Annotated in this window: 8 protein-coding genes; 5 read left to right on the plus strand and 3 right to left on the minus strand. The window is 32.3% G+C overall.

Features of this window, described 5'->3' with window-relative positions; genetic code table 11:
• Positions 1 to 82: 82 nt before the first annotated feature.
• The 3 genes from V6624_RS14940 to V6624_RS14950 all read right to left on the minus strand — a co-directional run bounded on the left by V6624_RS14940 (position 83) and on the right by V6624_RS14950 (position 7,011).
• Positions 83 to 2,005 (minus strand): sigma 54-interacting transcriptional regulator, encoded by a 1,923-nt coding sequence (locus V6624_RS14940; protein WP_111290719.1) that lies wholly within the window; start codon positions 2,003 to 2,005, stop codon positions 83 to 85.
• 6 nt (positions 2,006 to 2,011) lie between these two features.
• Positions 2,012 to 4,459 (minus strand): tetratricopeptide repeat-containing sensor histidine kinase, encoded by a 2,448-nt coding sequence (locus V6624_RS14945; protein WP_111290721.1) that lies wholly within the window; start codon positions 4,457 to 4,459, stop codon positions 2,012 to 2,014.
• Between the two features lie 170 nt (positions 4,460 to 4,629).
• The gene (locus tag V6624_RS14950) at positions 4,630 to 7,011 is read right to left on the minus strand and encodes an outer membrane beta-barrel family protein (protein ID WP_111290723.1); all 2,382 of its coding nucleotides are present in this window, start codon (positions 7,009 to 7,011) and stop codon (positions 4,630 to 4,632) included.
• Positions 7,012 to 7,135: 124 nt separating this feature from the next.
• Between V6624_RS14950 and V6624_RS14955 the strand changes: the two genes are divergently transcribed.
• From V6624_RS14955 to V6624_RS14975, 5 genes are all read left to right on the plus strand, one after another.
• The gene (locus tag V6624_RS14955; protein ID WP_338839131.1) at positions 7,136 to 8,776 is read left to right on the plus strand and encodes a histidine kinase; all 1,641 of its coding nucleotides are present in this window, start codon (positions 7,136 to 7,138) and stop codon (positions 8,774 to 8,776) included.
• Positions 8,776 to 9,471 carry a LytR/AlgR family response regulator transcription factor gene (locus V6624_RS14960; RefSeq protein ID WP_111290727.1) on the plus strand — a complete coding sequence of 232 codons (696 nt, stop codon included), beginning with the start codon at positions 8,776 to 8,778 and terminating at the stop codon, positions 9,469 to 9,471. The genes V6624_RS14955 and V6624_RS14960 overlap by 1 nt, the downstream gene beginning before the upstream one ends.
• Before the next feature lie 69 nt (positions 9,472 to 9,540).
• On the plus strand, positions 9,541 to 10,119 hold the full coding sequence (locus V6624_RS14965) for a Crp/Fnr family transcriptional regulator (RefSeq protein ID WP_263523264.1): 579 nt from the start codon (positions 9,541 to 9,543) through the stop codon (positions 10,117 to 10,119).
• Positions 10,120 to 10,282: 163 nt separating this feature from the next.
• Positions 10,283 to 11,140 carry an SDR family oxidoreductase gene (locus V6624_RS14970; protein ID WP_338839132.1) on the plus strand — a complete coding sequence of 286 codons (858 nt, stop codon included), beginning with the start codon at positions 10,283 to 10,285 and terminating at the stop codon, positions 11,138 to 11,140.
• A 209-nt stretch (positions 11,141 to 11,349) separates the two neighbouring features.
• Entirely contained in the window at positions 11,350 to 12,357 is a 1,008-nt protein-coding gene (locus tag V6624_RS14975; RefSeq protein ID WP_338839133.1) for a VOC family protein, read from the plus strand.
• The last annotated feature ends 18 nt before the right edge of the window (positions 12,358 to 12,375 follow it).

Below are 12,375 nucleotides of genomic sequence, written 5' to 3' on the forward strand. Positions count from 1 at the left end.
GAAAATCAAAACTTTATATTTCTACTAAAATTTCGGAGAAAAGAAAAATAGTTACGAAAAAAATGGAGTAATCTAAAATAGATTACGACTTTGCGTAATCGTCTTTTTTAATGGCAAGTTTGTTCATTTTAGATTCTAATGTTGTAGGCTTGATATTTAATATAGAAGCGGCACCAGCTGTTCCGCGTATTCTGCCATTTGCTTTTTTTAAAATTGAAATGATGTAATCGCGTTCAATTTGCTGCTGCGCATTTTTTACATCTTCTAAAGTCTGAACATTTTCTGTACTAAATGATTCCGAATGAGAAGAACTCAGCTTAAAATCTAATTCAGATTTTCCGTTATTTAATATAACCGACCTTTCGATAAAATTTTCTAATTCACGAATATTTCCCGGCCAGTAGTATTCATTCATTTGTTGCAACATTTTTGGATTTATGCCATTAAAATTTTTGTTGACTTCCTTACAGAATTTTTCTGCGAAATAATTGGCTAATTCTGGAATATCGGATTTGCGTTCTCGCAAGGTAGGCATAGTTATAGGAAACACATTTAGACGGTAGTAAAGATCCATTCTGAAATTCCCTAGAGCAACTTCTTTTTCGAGATTTCGGTTTGTTGCCGCTACAATTCGTATATCAACTTTTCGTGCTGTATTTCCGCCGACGGAATCAATTTCTTTTTCTTGTAAAACGCGTAGTAATCGAATCTGCATTTCATTCGATAATTCGCCAATTTCATCCAGAAAAATAGTTCCTCCATCGGCCAGTTCAAATTTTCCTTTTCTACTTTCTATAGCGCCCGTAAATGCGCCTTTTTCATAACCAAATAATTCAGATTCTATTAAAGTTGGCGATATGGCAGCGCAGTTCACTTTTACAAAAGGACCATTTTTTCGCATGGATAAATTATGAATAGACTGAGCTGCTTTTTCTTTTCCAGTTCCACTTTCTCCAAGTATAAGAACCGATGTATTGTAAGGCGCAACTTGTACAATAAGATCAAGAGTATTTAATAAAAGAGGATGTTTTCCAATAATATCAATAAATTGAGGAGAAATAGTTTCTTTAAAGTTTTCATTCTTTTTTGAGTCAACCAACTTTTGCTGATTTGTAACTCCATTCATAAGATTTGTAAAATCCTTTTTTGCACTCGTCAATAAATCAATGTGATGTTGCGAATAATTGTTTTTCTTTTGACTGCAGAATATATATTGAATGGTTAATTCATTATCTAATGAAAAAGGAAATACAAGAAAAGATTCTGCTCTAAAATGATCTTTTATAAATGATAAATTTGGATTAAAATGTTCAGTGTTATTTTCATAAATAACAGTTTCATTTTCTAAATAATTGATTTCAGTAAAAGAAGAATTACTTTTTGAATTGATAATGTTTCTCAATTCTTTTTCACCAATGTATTGATACTCGTCAAAACCTATACGCATATAAGCAGCGCTTTTGCGTTTGTTTAGATCTGTTTTTTTTATTTCGAATACAATCAAATCGTATGGAATAAATGCTTGTAAAATACGAGCAGTTTCTTGAAGATACTCTTCAAATTGAAGCGTTTGAAGACTTATCGAATTTAACTTCTTTTGCAAAAGCTCTTCTTGTCTCAAACGAGATTCTATACTGTTTTTATGTCTGTAAGAAGCAATTTCTAAAGTAATAAGTAAATCTTTTTCTCTGAATGGTTTTACAAGAAAACCATAAGGATCTGTTCGTTTTGCTTCTTCAAGTATGGTTTGATTGGAGTTGGCAGAAAGATAAACAAAAGCAATGTTTTCGGCTTTTAATTTTTTTGCTAGATCAATTCCTGATTGTTTTCCTTCCAAATAAATATCTAATAACACAAGATCAGGTTTGTTTTTTGCAATATGTTCATTAGCTTCCTCAGCCGAAACAGCAATTCCAGTCACAATATAACCCGCTTGTTTTAATATAAGCTGCAAGTCATTTGCGACTATAAATTCATCTTCTACAATTAAAACTTTGCTGCCCATTGTAAATCAAGTATTTAGATATATAAATTTAATTATTATATGTACGCCGTTATTATTTTCGATGCTAAAACTGCCTTTTAATTGTTTGGTAAGACCTTTTATAAGGTTAATTCCCAGAGAATTAGTGTCATTTTTATTCGTAAAAGCAGGCAGACCTATTCCGTTGTCTGATATTTTAAGGACAATAGAATCATTATCTTCTTGAAACAAACTGATTTCTATAATTCCATTTTGCTTTTCTAAAAAGGCATATTTTATAGCATTTACGACACTTTCGGTAATGATCAATCCCAGTGGAATCGCTTGTGAAACGTGAAGATTGATTGCTTGGATGTTCTTTTTAAAAGTGATCTGATTTTCATTGTCAAAACTTTCATGTAAATAATGAACGAGTTCGTCAATGTACTGAGGCATGGCAATAGTCGAAATATTATCGTCATGATACAATTTCTGATGAATCATGGACACGGCTTGCATTCTTCGAAGACTATCTTTAACGGCCATTTTAGCATCGCTGTCTTTCAGATAAGCAGATTGTGAATTCAGCAGACTTGTAACCATTTGCAGGTTATTTTTAACTCGATGATGCACTTCTTTAATAAGCCATTCTTTTTCTTTTAATAACTTTTGCTGTTCATCATTTAGGTTTTCTAAAAAGCTATTTTTTTGATCTAATTCAAGTTGATTAGCTTTGAGCTTGCGATTGTTTTTTTGTTTGATGATATAGCTGTAAAGGAGAAGACAGACAATCACAATTAATAATAAGGCGCCAACTAAAAGAATGTTCTTTTCTCTTTCAGTTTCCCGAGATTGAACAAGCTGCAACTGATTTTGGGTATTTAATAATTTAATGTTTTTGTCTTTCTTATCAGTTTCATATTTAATTAATAATTCGGCAAACTTTTTTTTCTGTTCTTCATTAAAAGAGGAGTCTTTATATTTCTGGCTTAAAAGCAGATTTTTAATGGCATCATTGTATTTTTTTTCAACAGAATCAATTTTAAAAAGGTTGTAGTAATACTCGCTTTTTTCTGCAACACCTATTTCAAAAGTATGCGAAATTCCATTTTTTAAAAGTTGTCTGGCTTTATAGGTTTTTCCTATATTTTGGTAAAAAGAAGCGATTTGAAAAAAGGCGGCAGGAAATTCATCATGAACATATTGAAGTGGATAATTCTTGGCTATATTTTGAAAGATAGAATAGTTTTTTTCTGCTAAGTCCATCTTTTTTAAACTTGCATAGGTTTCTCCTAATATGAAGGCAAAGTGCATTTTCTCAAAATCAGTAACAGGAGGGAATTCGCTTTCTGTTTTTTTAAGTAGAGTCAAGGCCTCATTACTTCGATGCAGTTTATTGAAGACCCAAGCTTTAGAAAGAAATGCTTTGTACCAATAAAGTTTGGTTTCTCGGGTTTTATTTTCCGAAGCTTTAGTGTACCAAAAGAGCGCTTCCTGGCTCTTTCCGTTGTGCTGATATAGTTGTCCTCTTCTCAAGAAAAACAGACCTTTGAAAATAGAATCTTCTTTGGAATGCATGCTTTCAATGCTTTTGTTGGAATAATACAAGGCCTTAACCAAATCTCCTTTTCGATAAGATAAATAGGAGAGTACATCAAAAGCATATTGATTGTGATAGTATTTTATTTCTTTTTGAAGTTGTAATATTTTATAAATCAGTTTCTGCGAGTCATCATAACGTCTGGCAATAAAATATTCGATGTTTATTTGAGACAAGGTTTCGATTTCCTTTTCTTTTTCCTTCAGATTCTGAAATATAGAAAGTGCTTTTTGAAAATAAACCAGTCTCTTTGGATTGCCATATTGTAAAGTTTTTCCAGCTTCTAAAAGTGCTCTGGCTAGATCCAGATTATTTTCAGATTGTTTGCAGTGTTTTTCAATTTCTGCATATAATTTTTGACTTGCATCTGTATTTCCTCTTTGATTAAGCAAATTGGCTTTTAACATCAAGGCTCCAATTTTCCATTTATCCCATTTTTTCTGCTGTAAAATTTCTTCTAGATATTTTTCGGCTTTGTCAAGATCTGTTTTTTGCGCACCAGATTTAAAAATGAAATAATTGCTCAGTTCAAGAAGCATTAAAAAACGGTTTTCTCCTTTTAGTTTTGGAAGTAAATTTTTGGCTTGATTTACTTTATCTTCTTCAAGAAGTTTAATTGCAGGAATACTTGTGCCATTGCTATAACTTTCATTATTGGGAATTAAAATACTCAAATTATAAAGTCGGCATGAAGCTCTAACAGCGCTGTCTTTGTCAATTTGTCCTTGGCTAATTGTATGGAGATAATCTGAAGTAATATGAACTAATAGCCTTTGTTTTGCAATATCAGTGTAACCACTTTTATTATACTGTGCGTAGAAGTTTAAGCTACAAAATAGTAAGAGGAAAAGTAATTTTCGGCCTATTGTAAATGGTTGAAAAAGCGTATAATTCATAATATGATACTTTGTTGATTAATTATGGAATTTTACTTTTTAAATCTGCAATAGATTGATAAGTAGCTTATTGTCAAAAATACAATAAAGTATTTAACTGCAAAAACCAAAAAAGGAAATCAATAAAATGTATTAATGCAATGCTTTTTCATAATAAGAGAATTAACATCTCAATTTCTATTAGCATCATTTGCCTGTCTAATTACTTTTGGGTCGGTTAAATTAAAACGATAGACAAAACTCAAGCGATATCTTGCGGCATTTGGAATACTATTTTCTTTAACAATATAATCAGTTCCAGTTGTGACGCTTTTGTTCTGGCGAAGATTAAAAGCATTTGTTACATCAAAAACAATAGTAGCTTTATCTTTCAGCAGTAATTTACTTAATCCGAAATCAATGGATTGTAATGCTTCGTTTGTAGTTTGTGCATTGCGCTTTTCGCTACGAAAATTATAACGTCCTTGAAAACTAAATTTAGATGGAAGTTTGATTTGTGTACTTAAACGTGCAGTAAAGTTATCACTGTCGTAATCAAGATTCTCCTGCATATAATTTCCTTTTTGCTTGAAGTGATAGTAATTCATTTCAGCATTAATCTGAAGCCATTTTAAAGGATTATATAATATCGATAATTCAATTCCGCTCCTTATTTCGTAATCAATATTTATGGGCGTTGTTATAAAAATATCATCTTGGCGATAAGTAAAATCCTGAATATAACCTTTTTCATATTGATAATAAATTGAAGGATTTAAAGTGAATGTTTTCCATGTTTTAAGAAACGCCATTTCAAATGCATCTGTATAAGAAGGGTTTAAGTCAGGATTTCCAATATATTGTGCATTTAAATCTGTGACTTCATTGAATGGATATAAAGCATATAAAGACGGACGTCTAATGCGTTTGCTGTAGTTTAATTGTAAAGTCGAAGCATCAAACTTATAATTTAGATTGACAGTCGGAAAGAGTTTATTATAGTTTTTTTTATCGTTATAAGTGTTTTCGAAATCTTTAATCGAAATAGCTGTAAACTCTGTTCTCAGTCCAAGCATATAGCTAAATTTCTTGATTTTGCTGCTAAATTGCGTGTAAGCGCCTGTTATGGTTTCATCATAATTTAAGTCATTATCAATATTCTGATAAATGACCCAATTATTGTCCTTTTGTTCTTCTGCAAGATAATCACTAGAAACAGTCCGAATTTCAGTTTTTATTCCGAATTCTAAAACCGAAATACTGTCAATAGGCTGTATAAAATCAGTTTTAGCAAGGAAATCTTTGCTGTTTCCTACTGAGCTTGTTCTAATGCCAGGAAGAGCCATTGCTTCAGGAAGCAGCTTTTGTGTCGAAAGATCCCATTTTTTATCACTGTTCCACCAATCGTATTGTATATCAATCGTCCATTTTTTTGCTTTCTGTTTGAATGTCCGAGTATAATTAAATTCAAACTGACTATAATCACGTTTTTCCAATGATTTTCCATGTCTTGTCAAAAGGCTGTCAGGCGTTGTATTTCCTAAATCGTTATCATAATTGTATTGCAAATTGGTTTTATCATTATCATGTGTTGCATTCTTTAAAAAAGCAGTTGTTATAGTCTGATGTTCATTAATAAAATAATCAGCGCCTATATAAAGCAATTTTCCATCGTCGTGACGGTCTTCATTTTGTACACGATTCATGTAATTTGGAGAAGTTGTACTATTAGTTAACTGATTTGTAGTGTATAAACCTTCATAATCGCTAGAACGTATGCTAAAATTGGAAAAAACATTGATTTTATTTGATTTATAATTAATGCTCGGATTAAGACGACTATCATTTGGCGAACCACCTACCAATCGGACTTGACCGCTAAAACCGCTTTTTTTATTCTTTTTTAATATGATATTAATAATTCCCGCAGAACCCGCAGCATCATATCTTGACGAAGGATTGGTAATAACTTCTATTCTTTCAATTTGATCGGCTGCAATTTGGTCAAGTGCATTACTTTGGGTAAGACCAGATTGTCTCCCATTAATTAGTATCAAAACATTGCTATTTCCTCTAAGGCTTATTGTTCCAGATGGATCGACAGCGACTGATGGAACGCCATTAAGTACATCATGAGCAGAGCCATTTTGCGACAAGACATCTTTCCCAACTTCAAAAACCTTTTTATCGAGCTTTAAACTAATATTGGATTTTTGCCCATTTATTTCAACCGATTTTAATTGAACAGCATCGGCATTTAAACCAATTGTTCCTAATTCAATTCTAGGTTTTCCAGATATAATTTCTAATGCATGTGTATAATTTTGATAGCCAATATAACTAAATGAAATATTCAGTTTCCCTGTTAAAACGCCTTCCAAAGTAAAAACACCATGCTCATTGGTCACACCTGTCATTACTATTTTTGAGGTACTATCTTGTATTGCGACGGTTACATATTGCAATGCTTCTTTTGTTATATTATCCTGAACCTTGCCTGAAATTATGGTTTGCTGAGCAATTCCTAGAAAAGGAATAAATAAAAGTAAAAAACTGATTATTAAGCGTTTCATGTTGATTGATTTTGTAGTACAAGATTAACAGATAAAACAAAATGCCATTCTTGAAAACATTCAAACGGCTCTATAAGCTTCTCAAATGCATTTTTCGATTAGATATTTATTTTATCTTTATCTCATGTATAAATCCTACTTTTTTGCAGTTTTGTTTCTTCTAATGTTTACCTCGTGTAAGTATTACAAAGAATACGTTACAACTGATGTGACCTACGATGTTGACTATGATCATGAACTGAATGATTGGCATATGCCCGATAGTTCCAGTTTTAAATTTCAAACAGAAGTTGTGATACAGAAACGTAAAAATCATTCTGAATCTTTAGGGCTTCAGATTAATGCTTTTGGTGCTTTTGATGTGTATTGGGACGGAGTTTTAGTTGGAAAGAATGGTCAAATGGCAAAATCGGGTCAGTCTGAAATACCTGGAACAGAAACATCATACTACCAAATACCAAAGAAATTATCTAATCTTGGAAAACATACTGTAACTTTAATTGGTACACAGACTTACAACAAAGAAGCAAAACGTGGTATTGATGTAAAACTTAAAAGTTATCTTCAGCTTCATCGTTCGCCACTTATCGTAGTGTCTTTTATGAATCTTATGGCTGGCGCTTTCTTGATCGCAGCTATTTATTATTTCTTTTTGTATATAAATAGTGCTCGAAAAGAACTAGCAGTTTTCCTTTTCGGAATCATTTGTCTTCTTTTCTTCTTTCTGCTAATTATCGAATATGTCAAGTATTATTTAGATATTCCTTATAATCAGTTTTATACCCGTTTAAAGATTATTGGCTGGCTCACTTTTGCTATTTCAATGCTTGTGCCGTGGTATTTTATGCTGCAGTTTGAATTTAAAAGAAAGAAACTGTTTCTAGCTCTTTTGTTTATTGTTCTTTTAGCAGTTTATATTGGGTATTATGGGCATTTTGATATTTCTGCAGCTTATTTCACTATTACAGCCCGTTTTTTTTCTATCGTAATTGCTATTGATGCCGCAATCAGGAAAACAAAAGGCGGACTTATTGTCGCAGCGGGTTTGCTGGCAGGCGTGGTTGTTAATTATTTTATGTTTTATGATTTCGGATTGTTTATTGCTTTTACCATTTTAGTGCTTTGTATGCTTTATCTTCATACCATTCGAGCAAAAGCAATGGAAGAAGCTCATAATGCATCATTGCTGCTTTCTTCAAGGTTGCAATTGGAATTAATCAAAAAAAATATTCAACCGCATTTTCTTCGAAATACTTTAACTTCATTAATAGATTGGATTGAAGAATCCCCAAAAGAAGGCGTTGTTTTTATTCGGGCTCTTGCCGAAGAATTTGATATAATGAATGATATTGCAGAAGATACGCTTATCCCAATCAGACAAGAAATTGATTTATGCCGAAGACATTTGGAAGTGATGTCTTTTCGTAAAGAGATTTGTTATGAATGGCAAGAAGAAGGGATTGATGAAAATGAAACAATTCCGCCAGCAATTTTTCATACAATTATAGAAAATGGAATTACGCACAGTTTTCCTCCAAATGAGGGTTGTATTATTTTCTATTTAAAATTTACCAAAGAAAAACAGTTTAAGGAATATACCTTACTGACTTTTGCCAAAAACAGACAAGCCAAAAAAGAAAAGCGAATAGGAACAGGTTTTAAATATATTGAAGCCAGATTAACCGAAAGTTATGGAACAAATTGGTCTTTCGATTCTCATTCTGTAGAAAAAGGGTGGGAGACAACCATTAAAATTTTTGATTGATGAAGATACTAATAATTGAAGACGAAGCGCGTATTGCCAAAAGAATTGAAAGAATGACTCGTGATTTCTTTGATAAAGAGGTTCAGATTCTGCTTTGTGATTCACTTGAAAATGGACTTTTGGCTATCGAACAGAATTCAATTGATCTCCTGCTCTTAGATCTAAATCTAAACGGAGAAGATGGTTTTGAGATTCTGCAAACTTTTGTAGCTGGCCCATTCCAGACCATTATTATTTCTGCTTATACAGATAAAGCTATTACAGCGTTTAATTATGGCGTTCTGGATTTTGTGCCAAAGCCTTTCGATCAAAACAGATTGGCGCAGGCTTTTACACGTTATGCCACATCTGGAAAACAATCTGGAAATAATTTACGGTTTTTAGCAGTAAGGAAAGCAAAGACTTTCAGACTCGTGCCAATTAATGAAATTATATATATAAAAGGAGCAGGAATTTATACAGAATTGCATTTGTCAAATGGTAAAATAGAACTGCATGATAAATCGCTTGAAGCATTAGAAAAACTGCTTCCAGAAACATTTGAAAGAATACATAAATCTTATATTCTTTGTTGGGATCGCGCAGATAAAATTGTTGTGGAAGCAGGAGGAAAATATAGCATACAACTAAAAAGCGGAGAGTTATTACCAATTGGCCGAAGTAAATACAAGGAAATAAAAGACAAACTCTTATAATATTCTTTAACGAACGACTGCTTAATATTTATTTGTCGATCAAATACCTTTTATATAATTTTACATTCTATGTATGAAATATTCCAAAAGTATCTAGAAGAAAAAACGGAACTGACCCAAGCAGAATCAGAACGTATACAATCATTTGCCATTATTAAAAAACTTCGTAAAAGACAATATCTTCTTCAAGAAGGAGATGTTTGGAAATACGATGCTTTTATCACACAAGGTTGTGTTCGCACTTATACTGTTGATGAAAAGGGAAGTGAGCATGTAAACAGTTTCAGTATTGAAAATTGGTGGACGGGAGATCGGGAAAGCTTGATGATGCAACAACCGTCGCGTTTTAATATCGATGCTATTGAAGATACAGAGCTTGTACTTTTTACCCATGAAAATTTTGAATTGCTTTGCAAAGAAATTCCAGCTTTCAATAATATGGTTAATACTATTTTGCAAAGAAGTTTTATAGCCGCACAAAATAGAATACAAGCTTCATTAACTTTAACCGCAGAAGAAAAGTATTTGAACTTTGTAAATAAATATCCAGGATTTGCTTCTCGAATTCCTCAGACTATGATTGCCTCATATTTAGGCATGACACCAGAAACACTAAGCCGTATTCGAAAACAAACGGCAAAGAAATAAATATACTAGGAGCTTTTAAAGCTCCTTTTTTTATGCCTTCTTCAAACTCTTGATCTATATCAAGTTTTTACTTATTTATAATCAATGTACAGGTTTTGCATTCGTCGCAACTTTGTAATGTTCAAAAGAAACAAACATTATAAACATTTAAAATTTAGAAATCATGTCAAAAACAATTTTCATTACAGGAACAAGTACAGGCTTTGGAAAACTAACAGCTGTAACATTAGCTAACGCAGGCCATTCAGTAATCGCAGGAATGCGCAACACAAATGATAAAAATGCCGCAGCAGCGAAAGAACTTGGAGAAATAGAAAATATTGAAGTAGTAGATATCGATGTTACAGATGATGCATCAGTTAATAAAGCAATCGAAAAAGTAATCACTAAATACGGAAAAATTGATGTATTGATTAACAATGCAGCCGTAAGCGGTTTTGGTCTTCTTGAAGGTTATTCGATTGATCAAGTTCGTAAAATGTTCGACGTTAACGTATACAGTGTATTGCGTATGTACCAAGCAGTACTTCCTTCTATGAGAAAAGAAAGAAACGGACTTGTGATCAACATTACAACAGGAGCAAGCGGACACACACTTCCTTTTATGGTTCCATACATCGCATCAAAATTAGTAGTTGAAAGTTTTACAGAAGGATTGCAAGATGAACTTGCAGATTACGGAATTGAAAACGTAAGTATTCAGCCGGGAGTTTATCCAACAGAAATGAACAACGGATCTAAGGCAGGCATTCATGCTGATAAAGCAGAAATTATAGGAGAATATGGAGAATCAGCAACAGAAAAATTCAATGCATTAGGAACAGCATTATTCGGGAAAATGGCTCAGTTTGATATGAATCCGCAAACTATTGCTGATGGTATTTTGGAATTGGTAAGTATGAAGAAAGGGGAGAGACCACTTCGTTTTCCGCTTGACGCCATTGCTCAAGGAACTGATAAGGAATTTATTGAAGCGCGTGCTAACATTAAAGCAAAATGGGTAGCTGCTTACACAAATTAATTTTCTTTTTTAAACACATTCGTAATTGAACAAAATTTAAGTTTTAACACATAGAAACATAGGTACTTTATCTAAAAAAAGAAGGCAAAGAGAAAAATTTTTCTTCCACATAGTGCGCTATGTGCATTTAAACTAGTAAAACGCCTTTTTTAAGTTTACAAAATCTATGTTTCTATGTGTTAAAGAATCTATTAAACATTTATATAATCATGAAAACAACTCATAAAAAATCAAACAAAAAATTACAGACTTCAGCAGCAGCAATGCTTAACGTATTAATACTCTTTTCAGCTTCAGAAAAAACAGTCGCACAAACTAGCGCGGGAATTGTTGGAATCGATCATGTTGGAATTAATGTTCCAGATCTAAAAAAAGCAGTTACATTTTTTAATGATGTACTCGGTTTTACACCAGTAACACAATTAGGGCCAATTCCGCTTGACGCCGAATGGAAAAAATTAAATCATATTAATCCTGAAACAGGAGCCGTTACTATCAAAATGATAAACGCAGGAAACGGAGCAAGTATAGAAGTATTTGAATATGCAGACAATAAAGGAAGTAAAACACATCCAAATACCGATGATATTGGAGCATCACATATTGCTTTTTATGTGAATGATATTCATGCAGCGGTAAAATATTTGAAAAGTAAAGATGTCAAAATAATAGGAGAACCTTTTACAATGCCTTCTGGAGATACAGCGGGTGAATCATGGGTTTATTTTGAAACACCTTGGGGTTCTAAAATGGAATTGGTTTCTTATCCAAACGGAAAAGGATATGAAAAAGCACATCCAAAAACAATATTATGGTCTCCAAAAAATACAGAAGCTAAAAAAGTTTCTGCTGATGATTTAGATGCTAAAAAGAATACTTTAATAGTTGAAAATCATCTTAAAATTTGGAATGAAAAAGATGAAACAAAACGTAAAGCTTTATTAAATCAAGTTTATGCGTCTAATGTTGAAATGGTTGATCGTCATTTTATTGCTGAAGGAATTGAGGATATTAGTAAGTTTATTGTAGAATTACAGACTAAAAATCCTGATTTTAAGTTTACTCCAAAATCAGTTGAAACCAGTCATAATATAGTTCGATTGTACTGGCAGTTTGGTTCAAAAGAAAAACCTTCTGTCGTAAGTGGAATGGACTTGTTTGTAATTGAAAATGGAAAAGTACAGAAACTATATGTTTTCGTGGATCAAAAAGAATAAGTTTTGACTTATTACAAA

The sequence above is a fragment of the Flavobacterium ginsenosidimutans genome (assembly GCF_037478105.1).
Classification (GTDB): Bacteria; Bacteroidota; Bacteroidia; order Flavobacteriales; family Flavobacteriaceae; genus Flavobacterium; species Flavobacterium ginsenosidimutans.

Coding starts and splice junctions, on each gene's coding strand:
- V6624_RS14945 (WP_111290721.1), bottom strand. CDS start 4,459: ATGAATTATACGCTTTTTCAACCATTTACAATAGGCCGAAAATTACTT.
- V6624_RS14965 (WP_263523264.1), top strand. CDS start 9,541: ATGTATGAAATATTCCAAAAGTATCTAGAAGAAAAAACGGAACTGACC.
- V6624_RS14955 (WP_338839131.1), top strand. CDS start 7,136: ATGTATAAATCCTACTTTTTTGCAGTTTTGTTTCTTCTAATGTTTACC.
- V6624_RS14960 (WP_111290727.1), top strand. CDS start 8,776: ATGAAGATACTAATAATTGAAGACGAAGCGCGTATTGCCAAAAGAATT.
- V6624_RS14975 (WP_338839133.1), top strand. CDS start 11,350: ATGAAAACAACTCATAAAAAATCAAACAAAAAATTACAGACTTCAGCA.
- V6624_RS14950 (WP_111290723.1), bottom strand. CDS start 7,011: ATGAAACGCTTAATAATCAGTTTTTTACTTTTATTTATTCCTTTTCTA.
- V6624_RS14940 (WP_111290719.1), bottom strand. CDS start 2,005: ATGGGCAGCAAAGTTTTAATTGTAGAAGATGAATTTATAGTCGCAAAT.
- V6624_RS14970 (WP_338839132.1), top strand. CDS start 10,283: ATGTCAAAAACAATTTTCATTACAGGAACAAGTACAGGCTTTGGAAAA.